The sequence below is a fragment of the uncultured Limosilactobacillus sp. genome (assembly GCF_934202235.1).
Taxonomy (GTDB): Bacteria; Bacillota; Bacilli; order Lactobacillales; family Lactobacillaceae; genus Limosilactobacillus.
The window spans coordinates 1-16,439 of record NZ_CAKPXS010000014.1 but is presented as its reverse complement, the minus strand read 5'-3'; the positions used below and the strand labels follow the sequence as shown (position 1 = coordinate 16,439).

Below are 16,439 nucleotides of genomic sequence, written 5' to 3'. Positions count from 1 at the left end.
CACTAATGGAGCGTGTGCATAACGTAATTCAGGGCATCCATCAACTTGCGACGGGTGACAATCCCACAAAACTCACCGTGGGCCCCAACTACCGGGATAAAAGAACGGTCCATTAACAAGCGATAATTGTACTCAAAATTATCAGGATCGTTAGTCACCGCTTGGTCCTCTTCCATTGCATCAGCCACTGTCAGTTGGTCAAGGAGCTCCACGTCAATATTATCTGTCTTGATAATCTTTTCGGTAATCATCGACAATGATAATTGACCGCGATAATGCCCTTCCTTATCCACGACCACAATCTTAGAAAACCGATCAGCAGTCAGCACTAAAAAAGCATGGTTCAACGGATTATCAACATTGACGGTCGCCACCGCTGATGCCGGGATCATATATTTGCCCGGCCACCGATCTAGCTGACGTTGCATTGCCGGATTAATCAACTCGCATCCCTCCTTAGCGGTCATCTGACAAGTAATTCATTAGTCCGCATCCCACCACTGGTCAAAGTGCTGTTTTAGTTTAGCCATTGCCCGGGCCCGGTGACTCACCTGGTTTTTCTCAGCATCACTCAGTAACCCCATCGACGTCTGCAATTCATCGACGTAAAAGAGCGGATCATAACCAAAGCCGTTTTGCCCTTCTAACTGGTGAAGGATGTGGCCCCGAACTTCTCCGTCAACGACCAACTTCGCGCCACTGGGCTTGAGACAAACAATGGTAGTATGAAAATGGGCTGTCCGTTTTTCATCCGGCACATTCTTCATTTCCTGAAGCAGTTTGGCATTATTAGCGACAAAATCATGGTCACCAGCATAGCGCGCCGAATGGACCCCTGGTGCCCCGTCGAGCGCGTCGACGCAAATTCCCGAATCATCAGCTAAAACTGGTAAATGAAGGTGGTCAATCGCCGTTTGCGCTTTGATCATCGCGTTTTCCTCAAAAGTTGTCCCGTTCTCATCGATCGGAAATTCAGGAAAGTCAGCCAACGTTTTGATGGCAATTCCCAGCGGTTCAAACAGCTCGGCATATTCCCTGGCTTTCCCTTGGTTTTTCGTTGCAATTACTAGTGTCTTCATCGACATCCCCCTTTATTCAAGGTCCTTGCTTTCAGCCAATTCCACATGGTGGCCAAACAGGGTCGAATCATGTAACCACCCACGGGCTCCCTGGGTCAAATGAACGGCAGAACCGGTGGAATACAACCGAACCCGTCCCCGCCGGTTAGCACCCGCTAATAATTTGTGATCCCTTAAATAGTCCTGGACCTGTTTAACGGTTTCTTCCGCCGGATCAATCAGCGCCACGCTACTACCCAGTGTTTTTCGGAATTCCATTTGTAAAAATGGGAAGTGCGTACAGCCCATAATCAACGCATCCAACTGTTTACCCGCCAGTGGTGACAGTTGACGATCCACCAGTTGCTGGGCTTTCGCTGTTCCAGTTTGCCGGTGTTCGACAATGGTCACGAGCGGCTGTGTTGCGAGAGGAAAAACGGTGACGTTGGGCGACAATTGGTGAAGTGCCCGCGGATAAATCCCCGTGGCCGTGGTGGCCGTGGTGGCGATGACGCCAATTCGCTGGTGGTTATTGGCCGCAATGGCCGCCCGCGCGCCAGGCTGGACAACCCCAATAACGGGAATCGGTAATTTTGTTTGCAATAGTGGCAAAGCTTCGGCTGTCGCTGTATTACAAGCCACGACCATCAGCTTAACGTGGTGACGGACTAAAAAGTGGCCGATATTCAACGCAAAACGGCGAATTTCCGTTGCACTCTTCGTGCCATAAGGGAAGTGCCCTTGGTCGCCGACAAAGATCAGCGATTCCTGCGGCATTTGCTGCCGCATTATTCTCATCACTGACAGCCCCCCCAGACCGGAATCCATGACTCCAATTGGTCTGTTATCCATTGATACCCACTCCTTTTTGATTCATTCGTTTAAACTCTGAATCTTCATTATCATGTTTTTCGTTTTTTTTTTCAAGTTCTGCCTAATCCAGACTAGCGCAATAAACTGCGAACAGTTATTATTAGAAGTGTTGAAATAAAGGAGCCAACCATGAGTCAAAAAATATACGATCGTTTAGTTAACAGCCAGCAGGGGCTACAAAGCGGTGCAATCCGCGATGTTCTCCTCCCCGCTATCCTCGGAGACGAAACTGATGGCATTAGTTACTGGATAGGAAAAGACCTCGCCCGTGCTTTTCCAGTGGCCTCTGTTGAAGAATTGTGCCTCTTAACTGAGCAACTGGGGCTTGCCCACCTCACGCTAAAAAAGAGTGACCGCCATCAACACCTCTACCTGCTTGATGGCCCGGTCGTAGCCGAACGGATTGCTGCCAATCACGAAGAAACTTCCTTCCAATTAGAAGCTGGTTTCTTAGCAATGGAAACAGAATTTCAAGTCGGTGCAGCCGCTGAAGCAGAAGTCGTCGGGCGTCGCCGTACTAGTGTGGAAGTGATGGTCCAAAACGACCCTGTCGACCCGGACCACCCCGGCGAAAGGACCCAGTTTATCCACCTCACTACTAAATAATAAGTTCTAACGTCAATACATAATTAAAACGTCTGGTAATCATTCACCAGACGTTTTTTACTACCGTAAAATGTCGATTAAGTTCTTGTTAGCTGCTTGGCGAGCCGGTAAAATCCCGAAAATCAAGCCGACAGCCGCCGACGTACCGAAAGCCAGTAAGAACGACCCAATAGTCACGTGCGCATGCAAGTGAACACCATTGCCAATTGCATGGGCCATTAACGGGGCAATCAGGTGAGCTAACCCGGCACCGCAAAGAAAGCCAAGCAAGCCCCCGGAAACGGTTAGCACCACCGCTTCAATTAAAAACTGCATCATAATGTTTCCCGGCGTCGCACCCACAGCGAGACGTATCCCAATCTCCTGGGTTCGCTCCGAGACCGAAATGTACATCATGTTCATGACCCCAATTCCGGCAATGAATAATGAAATAGCGGCGATGAAGCTAATGAAACTGGTAATAATCTTCATTTGGGAAGCGAATTGTTTCAGCTCCTTCTCCATGTCCTCATACTGGTAAAAACCGCTGCTGGCTGCCGAGCCGTTCTTTTTTAAGTATTTCGCGATCTTTGACGATACTTTGCTGGCATGCTGTCCCTGATCGAAGGTCAGTTTAATGGTGTTACCGCTCATTGCCGACGATCCTTGGTAGTACAGTTGTTTGGGCAAGAGCAGGTCCACGCCAAACTTGTTGGGCCCACCTTCTAAGGTATAAGCGGCCTGGTTGTGATAGATTCCCACAATCCGGTAGGTCGTTTTGCCGACTTCAACCGTTGTCCCCAGGGCGTTTTGCGCCGTTCCGTACTGCTTTTTAGCAACGGCTTCCTTCATCATGGCGACCGGTTTGCCGGCAGAGTATTGACCACTAGTTGGCTGATGACCGGCCACCAACTTGATCTCCTTCGTTGGTGACCTGAGCAAACTGACACTGACCCGTTTGTTCGTCGTCCCCAGCATTGCTGTCTGGTTCAGATTAGCTGTCTCATGCTCAATCCTGACACTCTTAAACTGACCAGCAAACTGGCGCTGCAGGTTCTCAATGTCTTCCTGGTCAAACCCGTTCACAGTTGAATCGTTGGCCGAAGCAAAGAAAATCTCGGTGGTCTGTTCACCTGTCTTGGAATGGTTGCCAAACTGATCATACATTGTTTTGGTAATCCCGTTCCCGATCCCCAAAATAGCAATGACGGCAGCAATCCCAATGAGAATCCCAATAATAGTCAGAAAACTGCGCTTCTCGTTAGCACGCAGCGAACGAAAGGCCGTCCGTAGTAGCTCATTGATCCCCATGGTAGTCCTCCTTCCTGCCAGAATCGCTAACGATACGGCCATCAATAATTTTAACCACCCGATCACACTGGGCAGCCACCCGCGGGTCGTGGGTCACCATAATAATGGTCGTCCCTGCTTGGTTTAACTTCTTAAAAAGATCCATGATTTCCTGACTGGTTTCACTATCCAGGGCACCCGTCGGTTCATCAGCAATCAGGAAGTGGGGGTTAGCGACAATCGCCCGGGCAATGGAGACCCGTTGCTGCTGCCCACCAGACATATTCTGTGGCAGCTGGTCTTCATAACCAGCCAAGCCGACCCTCGCCAGGACAGCCGCAACGCGGTCCTGAACTTCCCGGTGTGAGTGCCCGGCATAAAGCAGGGGGAGCTCGACGTTTTCTGCCACAGTAGCATCACGAATCAATTTAAAGTTTTGAAAAACGAAGCCCACGTTTTGGTTCCGTAAACGCGAAAACTGTGCCCGGGTCATTGAATGGATTGGTTGGTCTTCATAAAAGTATTCACCGTGAAAGTCTTCGTCAAGGAAGCCAATAATGTTAATCAAAGTGGACTTGCCTGAGCCAGATTCACCGATCACCGCCAGTAATTCACCCTGGTCAACCGCTAGTGAAATATCATGGAGGACGTGGTATGAATTTTTGCCATTATGGTAAAACTTATTGACCTTGTTTAATTCGATCATCATTTAGCATCAGTCCTTGTCCCGTTTTTCAACTTGCTATCCGGGTTGACCACAACCTGGTCACCATCATCAACCCCGTCACTGATAATAAAGAAGGAATTTTCAGTGTGCCCACTCACCCGGGTTTTGCGGTAATGATTGCCGTCCTTAATGAAGACGTGGTGACCGACAACTGCTGACTTCGGGATCTGGATGCCGTCTTGCGACAGTGATGCCTTTGCAGTCTGACCATCAATAAACTTCTTCCCATCAACGTTAGCGGTTAGTTCATACTGCGAGTTATTACCACTAGTTTTTGCCGGGACCCGTGAGATAAAAGTAATTGGCGTCTTTTGGGTGTGATGGGTTGCCAATGCCCGGACCTTCAGCGTGTCTCCCTGGTGGACTTTGGCGTAGTCATATTCTGAAACCTTACCGGTAAATTGCAAAGTATCCGAATAAATGGTTACTACGGGCTCACTAGCTTTACTGGTATCAACCGTCACGTAACCATCGTAAGGAGCAACCAATGTTTGATGAGCCTGATTATTAGCCGCGGTTAACCGATTTTGCGACAGTGAAAGGCTAGACTGTGCGTCTTGATAAGCAGCCCGCGCCTGTGATAACTGACTTTGTAAATCGGCGTAGTCTTCATCGCTACTACTCATTTGTCCCAGTTGCTGATTCAATTGGTTAATTGTCTGTTGCTGGCTCTGCAGGTCTTGTTGACTCTTACTAACGTCGCCCTGGAGAGAGAGCGCATTATCTTTGCTTTCCTGATTTGTCACCGTCAGTATTGCTTGACCACGGCTAACGTGGTCCCCATTTTTCACACTCAAACGCTGTAATTTGCCATCCGGCAACGTCAACACCTGGGTTTGAGTCGGCTGAATTTTACCACTAATATTAAAAGTGCCCTGTGCTACCGCCGCACTGGTGCGGTAACGCGGTTTTTGGTGGTCACTGGCCTGTCGGCGGCCGACGACATAGGTTACCAGTCCCAACACCACCAGTACTGCCGCAGCTAAGTACCACCAGCGATGACGGCTATGAGTCAGGCAACGCAAACGCTGTGACCGTCCGTTGTTGTCCTTGTCCTTCATTACAAATTCCCCCATTCGGTTGGTAGTTGGTTAGTAGTGTAGCTAACTATATCAGCCATTCAACGAGCTGTCAACGGCCGCAATAAAAAACCGCATCATCACTGATGCGGTTTAGTTAGTGAGTTGACCTGTTAATCGAGATATGGCTTAAGGGCCTGCATAAGTTGTTCTTTACTGTGGTAACCAACGATGGTATCCACCACTTGCCCATCCTTTTGTACCAGCAGGGTTGGAATACTCATTACCTGAAAGCGACGAGCCGTGTCCTGGTTTTGATCGACATCCAGCTTATTGAACGTCACTTTTCCTGCCAGGTCTTCAGACAAAGCCTCGACTACCGGGCTTTGCATCCGGCAGGGACCACACCAGGTCGCCCAAAAATCGGTCACGACCAGGCCCTTACTTGTATCAGCATCAAAAGTTTGATCGGTTGTAACTGCAACTGACATCTTCATTCCTCCAGTCATTAGTTCTTTAAAGATTTGCTATTCTTAGTTTACCAGTTGCGAACCGCTAACAGCAACTTATTTGCTTATCTTTTGTAAGCAGCTTGCTGATGATTAAAAATAAACGATGGTGGCCCCGTCACCACCAGCATTCGGGGCAGCATAGTTAAATGATTTCACCCGCGGATTGCTAGCCAAGTACTGTTGTGTTCCTTTGCGGAGAGCACCCGTCCCCTTCCCGTGAATGATTGTCACTGGTGAAAGGTTATTCAATAGTGCATGGTCAATAAAGTTAGCCAGCTCATTCATGGCTTGCTCATACCGCTTACCACGCAAATCGAGCCGGGCAGTAGTATGCCTTGTCTGCGTTGTGCGAACGGATCGCTTGGTTGCTTGTTGCCGTTGCTTCTTTTGCTGTGCACGGAGCTCCTTGGCCGACATTTTTTCCAGTTGCCGCTCGTCAATTTCCATCTTGAGAATCCCAATTGCAACTTCCCACTTATGTTGACCGCGTTTAGCAACCAAAATTCCCTGCTGGCCATAAGATTTCACCAGCACCTGGTCACCGACGTGGAAATCGTAGCGCTTTTTGGCCTTTTTCAGGACTTTATTATTCTTCAGCCGGGGATCATCGCGGTGGAGGGCATTTAACTTCCCCTGGGCATCAATCAACTCGTTTTCTTTAATCATTCCGCCCTTAGTTTCCAACTGTCGGAGACGGTGAATGATCTTATTAGCTTCCCGCTTAGCACTGGAAACCTGGTGGTTTGCTTCACGGCGGGCATCGTTCATCAGCTTATCCCTGTTCTCAGCCAACCGTGCTAATTTTTCGTCTAATTCTGCTTGCTCTTGTTGCTGCTTAACCAGCTGCGATTGGAGCTCTTCATTTCGTTCGCGTGCTTGCCGTCGCTGGTCCACTAAGTCACCAATCATCTCGTTGAGGTCCTGACTGTCATCACCAATAAATGACCGGGCCTCATCAATGACATCCTTCATGATCCCCAACCGCTGAGCAATCTGAATCCCATTGGACTGGCCGGGAATCCCTAGTAACAGTTTATAGGTTGGCTTGAGGGTCTCGTTATTGAATTCCATTGAGGCATTGATCGTCTGTGCCCGGTTAAAGCCGTAAACTTTCAGTTCCGGGTAGTGAGTGGTAATCACCACTTTGGCCCCAATCGTTCCCAACTTATCTAAGATAGCCATCGCCAAAGCAGCCCCTTCTTTCGGGTCGGTTCCGGCGCCGAGTTCATCCAGCAATACCAGACTCTGCTCGCTCACCTGCTCCAAGATGGCCTTGACGTTATCCATGTGTCCAGAAAAAGTCGACAGGTTCTGTTCTAGTGACTGTTCATCGCCAATATCGGCGAAGATATTGTCAAACACCCCGATCGTTGAGTTTTCGTTGGTCGGGATGAAGAGTCCTGCCTGCCCCATCAGTTGAATCAGGCCCAGTGTCTTCAGCGTAATCGTCTTCCCACCGGTATTAGGACCCGTGATAACAATGGTTGAGTAATCACCACCAAGTTGAATATCGTTGGCCACCACCTTGTGGGCGTCGATTAACGGGTGACGTGCCTGCCGCAGGACAACATGGTTATCGCGACTAATTTGCGGCAAGCTAGCCCGCTGTTTTACCGCTAGCTTGGCCTTGGCATTCACAAAGTCAAGGTGGCCCAGAATCACGGCGTTGTTGGCAATGTCATGGCGGTAAGGTGTGATTAAACGGGATAATTCAGCTAAGACCCGGATCATTTCCTGACGTTCCTCAATCTGTGCCTGTTTCAGGCGGTTATTCGCATCGACCACGTCGCCAGGCTCAATATAGAGGGTCTGCCCACTCGCTGATTGGTCGTGCACCACCCCACCAAACTGGTTGCGGTAACGCGACTGAACCGGTAAAACGTACCGGTCGTTTCGCATTGTTACCGTGGGGTTCGAGAGGTACTTCGCTTTTTTTCCATGAGTATAGGCACCCATTTGGGCGTTAATTTCATCTTCCGTTTTCACCATTAACTGACGAATGCCGTGTAGGCGGCTGGAGGCTTCATCGTTAATTCGTCCATCCGGATCAATTGATTGAAGCAACCGCTTGGTAATCGTCGGAATAGTTACCAACCGTTCCACCTGCTGGGGAAGTGAGCGCAATTCAATTCCCTCTTCCGGCAAGGCGGCAAAGAAATTCTTGGTGGCCGCACTCGCCCGTAGTACCTGGGTAATCTGGGCTAACTCGGTGCCGTTCAACCGGGCCTTCACCTGCAACCGTTTGAGTGGTTCGGTAATGTCAACTAACTTTGGCAAGGGAATCCCGTTTTTAATGCGGAGCAAATCTGCCCCGTCAGTTGTTTCCACCAGCCGGGTTTCAACCTCAGTGGCATCGGTCGCTGGCAGCAGTGCCAGTGCTTCTTTTTCCCCGGTTGCAGTCACCATGAATGGGAGGAGCTGTTTCACGACCTGCGGGAACTCTAATGTTGTCAATATTTTCTTATTCATTATTATTTCTCCTTAACCTAGCCAACCCACGATCAACGACGCTAACTGGGGCGTATTGTTAACAACCCATTGCGCCACTTCCGACTGGGAGAATTGGTATTGCCACCAGCCATTAGGCCATAGTTGAAAGACCAACAGCAGGACATAAACCATCAGGTACGTTATGATCCCCGCCATTGCTGCACCGACGAAGCTATTTAATCCGCCGAAGAGCGGCAGGTGCCGTAACCAGTTGAGTTGACGTGCTGCCCAGTGAAGAAGCCAGCTGACGACCACAAAAATCACGGTAAATGCCAGGCCATTATAAAAGAAAACGGTGGCATTAGTATGCGCCAAGAGACTAGCGGTAAAACTAGTGGGACTGCCTAATTCAGGACGACCTGCTGCTAGCAGTCCCCCGACAACCGGAGCAGTAGCACGTGCAACTACCAAGGTCAACAGGTAAATGCCCAGTGACACTACCATTGCTAATGCCCCGCGGTACCAACCATGAACTATTCCGGCCACGCAAATCATTAAAATAGCCGTTGATAAAATCATTGCTTCACGTTCCTCTTCATTAATCTAGGTCGTATTCTAGCATTCACCGCCTAGTTTTGCTAACCTTATGGGTAACAAAGGAGTCTGAGCATGCAAAAAGTAATGAAAGTTGATTCCGCGACCTTTGAGCGGATGAAAAAAGTGTATTCAACCAATACTCACCTGCCCGCTGGCGCTGCCTTTCGGATGAAGGGCAGCCGGGTGGTTGTGACCGGATACACCAAGTCCAAAAAAGTAATGTTTCAAGGGGTCGCCGCTGCCGACGAGGTCCAGCGGTGGGGCACGACACAGTCCGTTAGTGCCAAACAGCGAGCTAATCGCCAACAGCCTACTGACTTGCCAGCTGGTTTCTCTTCCTGGAGCGTGCTCGGTAGTGACGAAGTGGGGACAGGATCTTATTTTGGCCCCTTAACGGTCGCTGCCGTTTACGTCGCCGCCAACCAAGTTGAACCAATTACTCAACTAGGCGTCCGTGATTCCAAAACGCTGACCGATCCCGAGATTATCAAGTTGGCGAAAAAAATTATGGCAACCTGTCCCTACCATATTGTCAACCTCAACCCCCGGATCTACAACGATAAAATCAAGGGGCGCTCCCAGGCGGCGTTAAAGGCACTCTGCCACAACCTGGCCCTGAGCAAAGTCCTGAATCAGCTAAAGCCGCAAGTCCCCGCCGCAATCCTCATTGACCAGTTTGAGCAACCACGTACCTACTTTCGTCACCTGCAGGGCCAACCGGTGATTGTTCGGGACCACGTCTACTTCCGCGTCAAGGGTGAGCAGGCCCACGTAGCAGTCGCGGCCGCTTCCGTGGTGGCCCGGGCCTACTCATTAAAAATGATGGACCAGCTCTCAGAACAAGCTGGCATGACCCTACCAATTGGCGCTAACCACCTCGTCGACGAAGTGGCAGCCAAACTCATCCGGCGGGGGTATCAGCTCCGTGATTTTGCTAAGCTCCACTTTGCCAATACCGACAAAGCCCAGCAGCTAGCTGAACGCTAAATTGCACCAAAAAGCTCCTGACAAATTGTCAGGAGCTTTTCTTTAGGCGTTAAAGTTACCATCATCATCAATGAAGGTATTGATAACTTCCTGTACCATTTCCCATTCGGCATCGTTGTCGATCGGAAGCAGGTCAATGTCATCCCCGTCGCCGTGATCGGTAAACGAGAACGCCTGGAGGCTCACCTCGTCGCTATTTTCTTCATCTAGTGGATACAGGACAATGTACCACTTATGGTTCGAGTCGGCTTGAAAACGAAGGGCCTCCTTATATAGCTCTTCATTCCCTTGTTCATCAACGAGTGTAAAAACCTCGCCATCGTAGTGTGAAGATTGTTCCTTACTCATAATTTACCTCAGTTTCTGGGTCAACTTTCCGTGGCGGTCCAGGTAATTTTGCAAAATCAGGCTCGCTGCCAGTTCGTCGATCACCTTTTTTTGTTTTGCCCGCGAGATGTCAGCCTCTTCAACTAGCATCCGGTGAGCTTCAACGGTCGTTAGCCGTTCGTCTTGAAAGTCCACGGGAATTTGCGGAAACCTTTTTTTCAGCAGTTCACCATAGTGCTTGGAGGCGTCCACCCGTGGCCCCTCGGTATTATTCATGTTCTTTGGCAGGCCGACCACAAAACCAACAACCTGTTCGCGATCAACCAGTTCCGCAACCCGGTCGATGCCAAAGACTTCCTGGTCTTCGTCGATCGGAATAATTTCTTCGGCTTGCGCAGTCCACCCCAGTGGGTCAGAAAAGGCAACCCCAACCGTCTTAGAACCAACATCCAATCCCATCAAACGCATTTACTTACTCTCCCCGTTTTCTTTGAGGTAAAAACGGACCAGCTCTTCGATAATTTCGTCGCGTTCGTGTTCCCGAATGAGGTTACGGGCATTATTGAGCCGCGGAATATAAGCCGGATCTCCTGACAAGAGGTAACCAACAATTTGGTTAATCGGGTTGTACCCTTTCTCCTGGAGCGCCGCGTAAACTGTCTTCAGGGTTTGCTGGATGGTTTTCTCGTGTCCCTTGCCGAAGTCAAAAAACATTGTTTCATCGTTATTAACTGACATTCTGATTGCACCTCCCGTGACATTAATACCACCGCTCATTGTACTATACCGCCTGACAAACAACAATTAATCTGGCCGCTTGTAACCATCATTTAATATTAGCCCAGCTGGTTCCATAGTTCCTGCTTATAGCCTTCCAGGACCGTTGAGCGGCGGCGCACCTTTGAAATGTAAAACAGTGGCTGTTGTTCGTCCAGCAGGGGGAGGAAGACGACATCAGGATTGATATGCGCAGCCAGGGACGTAAGAAAGGCAATCCCAATGTTTTCAGCAACGAGCGCCGCCAAAACGTGAACATCGGCAGTCCGGTAAATCACCTGTGGACGGAGGTGTGACGCGCGTGATACCTGGTGGAAGGCCTGGTTATGAATAAACCGTTCATTTAGTCCAATGAACGACTGACCAGCCAAGTCCTTGAAATAGACCCCCTGCCGTTTTTGGGCAAGAGGGTTCTTCGGTGAGACCAGGATTCCAAAAGGCATCGTGGCAATTGTTGACGACACTAGCCGCTGGTAAGACAGTGGCGCTAGTGAACCCAGTAATGCTAATTCAACATCGCCGTGTTGGAGCTGGCGCAAGACCTCGTTGGACCCCTGCTCGACAATTTTCATGCGCGTCAGGAGATGACGTTGCAACAGTTGAGGAACTAGTGACGGAAAGTAATAGCTACCGATAATTGGCGGTAGGCCAAACCGGACTTGTTCTTGACGCTCATATTGTGCCTCCTTGCTGGCCAGGTTAAGCTCATGGAGGACGGTCGCAACATGACGGTCGAACTGCCGGCCAAAACTGGTCAATTCTAACGCCTGGTGCGAGCGATTCCTAATCAGCAGCGGCACCCCATACTCCTCTTCCAGCCGTTTAATAGCCATCGTAATTGTCGGCTGACTGACGTGAAAGAAGTCAGCTACCTGTGAAAAATTTTGGTGACTGGCCAATTGGTGAAAGTATTTCAAATCTTTGATATTCATATCAACGCCGTCCTATCAAGGTATTTTCATCTCATATAAAAATATTTTATCACTTCTTAGCAATTTGACTATTTTTAAGGCTCCTTGTTATACTGACCGCGAAATTTGAAAGGAAGGTTAATAACGATGACCAAAGCAATGGATATTTTAAACAACCCCTACCTCAATAAGGGAACTGGCTTTACTGATGATGAACGTCAACAGTTAGGGCTAGTTGGCAGTCTCCCGGCAAAGGTCCAAACACTTCAGGAGCAAGCAGAACAAACTTACGCCCAGTTCAAAACTAAACCAGTGGGCCTGCCGCAACGCCAATTCCTGATGGAAATTTTTAATACTAACCGCACCCTCTTCTTCTACTTAATGGGCCAACATATCGTGGAATTAATGCCGATTGTCTACGACCCAGTCATCGCAGATGCAATTGAGAATTACAGTGATATCTTTGTGCAGCCCCAACAAGCCGCTTTCCTCTCAGTGGACCACATCGACCAGGTTGAAGAGGGGCTAAAGAATGCTGCAGATGGTCGGGACATCCGCCTCATCGTTGTCACTGACGGCGAGGGAATCCTCGGCATCGGTGACTGGGGTGTTAACGGGGCCGATATTTCCGTCGGTAAGTTGATGGTCTACACTGCCGCTGCCGGCATTGACCCGTCACAAGTACTCGCCGTTTCACTAGATGCCGGGACGAACAACCAGCAATTGTTAGCTAACCCGTCTTACCTTGGCGAAAAGCACGAACGTGTTACTGGCAGTCAGTACTACCAGCTAGTAGACGCCTTCGTTCATGCCGCGCGCAAACTCTTCCCAAAGGCTCTGCTTCACTTTGAAGACTTTGGCCGGGATAATGCAACGGTCATTTTAAATAAATACAAAGACGATATGCCGGTCTTCAATGACGATGTTCAAGGGACGGGGATCATCGCCTTAGCTGGTGTCTTGGGAGCATTGAACATTAGTAAGGAAAAGCTTGCCGACCAAAAGTTTCTGACCTTTGGTGCCGGTACCGCCGGGATGGGCATTGCCAAAATGCTTTTTGACGAAATGGTTCGTCAGGGCGTTGCTCCAGCAGAAGCGAAGAAACACTTCTACCTCGTCGATGTTCAGGGACTACTCTTTAACGATACTGAAGGGCTGACTCCTGAGCAGCAACAATTTACCCGTTCGCGTGGCGAGTTTAGCAATGCTGATGAACTAACTGACCTGTTGAGCATCGTCAAAGCTGTCCACCCGACGGTGATGATTGGTACTTCCAAACAGCCGGGTGCCTTCTCCGAAGAGGTCGTTAAGGAAATGGCCGCTCACACTGACCGGCCAATCATTTTCCCAATTTCCAACCCCACGAAACTCATTGAAGCAATGCCAGCCGACCTGCTCAAGTGGACTGATGGTCGCGTTCTCACCGCTACCGGGATTCCGGTTGACGATGTGAACTACAAGGGGACGACCTATACCATCGGCCAGGCAAATAACGCCCTGGTTTACCCTGGTGTCGGTTTTGGGGCGATTGCAGCTCACGCCAAGGTCGTCAACGATCAAATGCTGGCCGCTGCCGCTCACGCCCTGGGAGGAATTGTCGATCCTGACCAACCGGGAGCCGCTGTTTTGCCACCAGTTGCCAAGCTGGAAGAATTCTCGACCAAGGTCGCAGCGGTTGTCGCCCAGTCAGCAATTGACCAGGGCCTGGCAGGTGACGGCATCACTGACGCCAAGCAAGCCGTTGCTGCCCTGAAGTGGGTTCCCCGTTACTAGTCAAAAGCGAAAGGAGCTGTTAACTACATGACTGTTTTTCTGACTTCTGTCTCAAGTGTTGTTGAAATCGTCCTCATCATGGCGTTAGGCTATCTTCTCCGCCGCAACGGCTGGTTTGGTGACACCTTTGGCTCCAACATTGCCTCGTTAATTACTAAAATTGCCCTGCCAGCGTCAATTTTCATGAGCGTGATGAAGTACCTGACTAGAGATAAGCTGGCCGGCCTCGGTGTTGGGATTATTTTCCCGGCACTAGCCGTTATTATTAGCTACCTCTTTGCCTTCGCGGCAGTGAAGCTCTTCCATATCCGGAAAGGCCGGCGAGGAATCTTCATCAACGCCGTGGCTAACGCCAATACCATCTTTATCGGAATGCCCTTAAACAACGCCCTCTTTGGGTCCAAGGCAATGTCCTATTTTCTGATTTATTACATCGTCAACACCGTCTCCACCTGGGCCTTTGGGGTCTTCCTGATCCAAAATGATGATCCCACCAGTAATGGGCAAAGTGAAAAACGCGAACTCAACTGGAAGAAACTTTTGCCGATGCCGCTAGTTGGTTTTATTTTCTCCATCATCTGGCTGTTGCTGGGAATCCCGGTACCAAACTTTCTCGGTCAGACGCTGGGCTATGTCGGGAGCCTCGTTACCCCACTGTCACTAATCTATATCGGGATCGTTCTCTGTGATGCCGGGTTGAACAACTTCCACTTCGAACGCGACTCAGTCCTGGCACTGATCGGTCGGTTTGTCATTTCACCGCTGGTCTTGATCATCCTGATTAAGCTTGGTGCTGGGTCACTGGGAATCAGCCTCCCGAGCTTAATGCGGCAAACCCTCGTTGTTCAATCGGCCACCCCGATGTTGGCCGTCCTCCCGATCCTGGGTGCTGAAGCCCACGGTGACGTGAAGTATGCGACCGACGTCGTGGTGATGAGTACCGTCTTGTTCGTCGTTGTTGTGCCAATTTTAATGGCCATCCTCCAATTTGTTTAATTCATTATGAAGCTGTCGTCAGTGACGACAGCTTTTTATTTTCGAACAATTGAATAATATTGTGGTTAAAATATCCGCCATTTACGAATAAACCATTGAAAATTGCTCCTAATTGTGCGACTATTGTTAACAATTTGAGAGGAGAAGATTTACTATGCAAACAATTGCTGAATGGCTTGACCGCCGTTTTCAACTAAGCACTCACCACACTTCGGTCCGTAAGGAAACGGTGGCCGGCTTAACCACTTTCGTTTCAATGGCCTACATTCTTTTTGTCAACCCGTCTGTCCTTGGCACCGCCGGGATGAACAAGGGGGCTGTTTTCACCGCGACAGCACTGGCCGCCATTATTGGCTGCCTGCTGATGGCCTTTCTCGCGAACTACCCGATGGCGATCGCTCCTGGTCTTGCCGATAACGCCTTTTTTACCTACTCGGTCGTTTTATCATTAGGTATTCCCTGGCAAAAGGCCATGACTGGTGTGTTTGTTGCCTCGGTGCTCTTTACCATCTTGTCATTCATGAAGGTCCGCGAAATTGTGATTAATGCCATCCCCCACGACCTCAAATTAGCGATGGCGTCCGGTATTGGCCTCTTCATCGCCTTTGTTGGTCTCAAAGAAGGCGGCTTAGTCGTTGGCAGTAAGGCTTCCCTCGTGACGTTAGGCAGTTTGACTGTCCCCACCACCTGGCTGACCATCTGCGGCCTCTTGATCATTGGTATCTTGATGGCTCGCCAGGTTCCTGGTGCCATTTTCTACGGGATGCTGTCAACGATGATCATTGGTTTGCTTACCGGTTTAATTAAGCTGCCATCACGTTTAATTAGCGTTGCTCCAAGCCTCAAACCGACCTTTGCTGTGGGCATTCGCTACTTGCCCACCATGCGTGACCCACAAATGTGGGCAGTGGTGCTCGTCTTCTTACTAGTAGCCTTTTTTGATACTGCCGGAACATTAGTCGGTCTCGCCCAGCAAGCCGGACTGATGAAACACGACCAGCTCCCGCGGATTGGTCAGGCATTAATGGCTGACTCCTTATCGATGCTCGCTGGGTCGGTTCTGGGGACGACCCCTACTTCTTGCTACGTCGAATCATCGGCTGGCATTGCTGTCGGTGGCCGTACGGGGTTAACCGCCTTCGTCGTCGCCATTCTCTTTGCCTTCAGCATGCTATTTTCACCGTTGTTAACGGTAGTCACTGACCAGGTGACTGCACCAGCACTGATTATCGTTGGTGTCCTGATGGTGTCGGCAATGAAAGGTATTCACTGGGAGCGATTTGAAGTGGCCTTGCCTTGTTTTCTCACGATCATCGGCATGCCGTTGACCTACAATATTTCTTACGGCTTAGCATTTGGCTTTCTCACCTCACCGCTCATGCTGATTGCCGCTGGTAAAAAGAAGGAAGTTAATGGGGTGATGTGGGGCTTGTTCATTGTCTTTATCATCATGCTCTACATTCTCAACGTCCTGCCGAAATAAGTTATCCCACAAAAAAGAGGGGCTGTGACATAAGTCCCTTATAATGAATGAACCGTTCGGAATTCGCTGTAATTCCGAACGGTTCTTCTTTTTG

At 49.7% G+C, this 16,439-nt stretch carries 18 protein-coding genes; 5 read left to right on the top strand and 13 right to left on the bottom strand.

Annotated features, from left to right (window positions below):
* Positions 1-2: 2 nt before the first annotated feature.
* From cbpB to murI, 3 genes are read right to left on the bottom strand one after another with little or no spacing between them, the layout of a single operon-like run.
* The gene (cbpB, locus tag Q0E49_RS03475; RefSeq protein WP_295746568.1) at positions 3-443 is read right to left on the bottom strand and encodes a cyclic-di-AMP-binding protein CbpB; all 441 of its coding nucleotides are present in this window, start codon (positions 441-443) and stop codon (positions 3-5) included.
* 39 nt (positions 444-482) lie between these two features.
* Positions 483-1,079, bottom strand: coding sequence for an XTP/dITP diphosphatase (locus Q0E49_RS03470; protein WP_295746567.1), 597 nt, complete (start codon positions 1,077-1,079; stop codon positions 483-485).
* Between the two features lie 12 nt (positions 1,080-1,091).
* On the bottom strand, positions 1,092-1,910 hold the full coding sequence (gene murI / locus Q0E49_RS03465) for a glutamate racemase (RefSeq protein WP_295746566.1): 819 nt from the start codon (positions 1,908-1,910) through the stop codon (positions 1,092-1,094).
* Positions 1,911-2,060: 150 nt separating this feature from the next.
* Between murI and Q0E49_RS03460 the strand changes: the two genes are divergently transcribed.
* Positions 2,061-2,537: a DUF2507 domain-containing protein gene (locus Q0E49_RS03460; protein ID WP_295746565.1), complete on the top strand. Its 477-nt coding sequence runs from the start codon at positions 2,061-2,063 to the stop codon at positions 2,535-2,537.
* Between the two features lie 60 nt (positions 2,538-2,597).
* Here Q0E49_RS03460 and Q0E49_RS03455 read toward each other — a convergent pair whose 3' ends face one another.
* The 6 genes from Q0E49_RS03455 to Q0E49_RS03430 all read right to left on the bottom strand — a co-directional run bounded on the left by Q0E49_RS03455 (position 2,598) and on the right by Q0E49_RS03430 (position 9,073).
* The gene (locus tag Q0E49_RS03455) at positions 2,598-3,827 is read right to left on the bottom strand and encodes an ABC transporter permease (protein WP_295746564.1); all 1,230 of its coding nucleotides are present in this window, start codon (positions 3,825-3,827) and stop codon (positions 2,598-2,600) included.
* Positions 3,814-4,512 (bottom strand): ABC transporter ATP-binding protein, encoded by a 699-nt coding sequence (locus tag Q0E49_RS03450; protein ID WP_295746589.1) that lies wholly within the window; start codon positions 4,510-4,512, stop codon positions 3,814-3,816. The genes Q0E49_RS03455 and Q0E49_RS03450 overlap by 14 nt, the downstream gene beginning before the upstream one ends.
* Complete coding sequence (locus Q0E49_RS03445) at positions 4,512-5,594, bottom strand: efflux RND transporter periplasmic adaptor subunit (RefSeq protein WP_295746563.1); 1,083 nt, start codon at positions 5,592-5,594, stop codon at positions 4,512-4,514. The genes Q0E49_RS03450 and Q0E49_RS03445 overlap by 1 nt, the downstream gene beginning before the upstream one ends.
* Before the next feature lie 131 nt (positions 5,595-5,725).
* A complete protein-coding gene (trxA, locus tag Q0E49_RS03440; protein ID WP_295746562.1) occupies positions 5,726-6,043 on the bottom strand; it encodes a thioredoxin in 318 nt (105 codons plus the stop codon).
* Positions 6,044-6,154: 111 nt separating this feature from the next.
* Positions 6,155-8,533: an endonuclease MutS2 gene (locus Q0E49_RS03435; RefSeq protein ID WP_295746561.1), complete on the bottom strand. Its 2,379-nt coding sequence runs from the start codon at positions 8,531-8,533 to the stop codon at positions 6,155-6,157.
* Between the two features lie 12 nt (positions 8,534-8,545).
* Entirely contained in the window at positions 8,546-9,073 is a 528-nt protein-coding gene (locus Q0E49_RS03430; RefSeq protein WP_295746560.1) for a CvpA family protein, read from the bottom strand.
* Between the two features lie 90 nt (positions 9,074-9,163).
* On the opposite strand from Q0E49_RS03430, the gene rnhC reads away from it, so the two are divergent.
* Positions 9,164-10,078 (top strand): ribonuclease HIII, encoded by a 915-nt coding sequence (gene rnhC, locus Q0E49_RS03425; RefSeq protein ID WP_295746559.1) that lies wholly within the window; start codon positions 9,164-9,166, stop codon positions 10,076-10,078.
* Between the two features lie 42 nt (positions 10,079-10,120).
* Here the strand turns inward: rnhC and Q0E49_RS03420 are convergent, their stop codons facing one another.
* From Q0E49_RS03420 to Q0E49_RS03405, 4 genes are all read right to left on the bottom strand, one after another.
* Positions 10,121-10,426: a DUF1292 domain-containing protein gene (locus tag Q0E49_RS03420; RefSeq protein WP_295746558.1), complete on the bottom strand. Its 306-nt coding sequence runs from the start codon at positions 10,424-10,426 to the stop codon at positions 10,121-10,123.
* Positions 10,427-10,429: 3 nt separating this feature from the next.
* On the bottom strand, positions 10,430-10,873 hold the full coding sequence (gene ruvX / locus Q0E49_RS03415) for a Holliday junction resolvase RuvX (protein WP_295746557.1): 444 nt from the start codon (positions 10,871-10,873) through the stop codon (positions 10,430-10,432).
* Positions 10,874-11,143, bottom strand: a complete 270-nt coding sequence (locus tag Q0E49_RS03410; protein ID WP_295746556.1) for an IreB family regulatory phosphoprotein — start codon at positions 11,141-11,143, stop codon at positions 10,874-10,876. It abuts the gene before it with no gap.
* Positions 11,144-11,241: 98 nt separating this feature from the next.
* Positions 11,242-12,114: a LysR family transcriptional regulator gene (locus Q0E49_RS03405; protein WP_295746555.1), complete on the bottom strand. Its 873-nt coding sequence runs from the start codon at positions 12,112-12,114 to the stop codon at positions 11,242-11,244.
* 126 nt (positions 12,115-12,240) lie between these two features.
* Between Q0E49_RS03405 and Q0E49_RS03400 the strand changes: the two genes are divergently transcribed.
* The 3 genes from Q0E49_RS03400 to Q0E49_RS03390 all read left to right on the top strand — a co-directional run bounded on the left by Q0E49_RS03400 (position 12,241) and on the right by Q0E49_RS03390 (position 16,345).
* Positions 12,241-13,866 carry a malolactic enzyme gene (locus Q0E49_RS03400; protein ID WP_295746554.1) on the top strand — a complete coding sequence of 542 codons (1,626 nt, stop codon included), beginning with the start codon at positions 12,241-12,243 and terminating at the stop codon, positions 13,864-13,866.
* 27 nt (positions 13,867-13,893) lie between these two features.
* Positions 13,894-14,862, top strand: coding sequence for an AEC family transporter (locus Q0E49_RS03395; RefSeq protein ID WP_295746553.1), 969 nt, complete (start codon positions 13,894-13,896; stop codon positions 14,860-14,862).
* Between the two features lie 154 nt (positions 14,863-15,016).
* Positions 15,017-16,345, top strand: a complete 1,329-nt coding sequence (locus tag Q0E49_RS03390) for an NCS2 family permease (protein WP_295746552.1) — start codon at positions 15,017-15,019, stop codon at positions 16,343-16,345.
* The last annotated feature ends 94 nt before the right edge of the window (positions 16,346-16,439 follow it).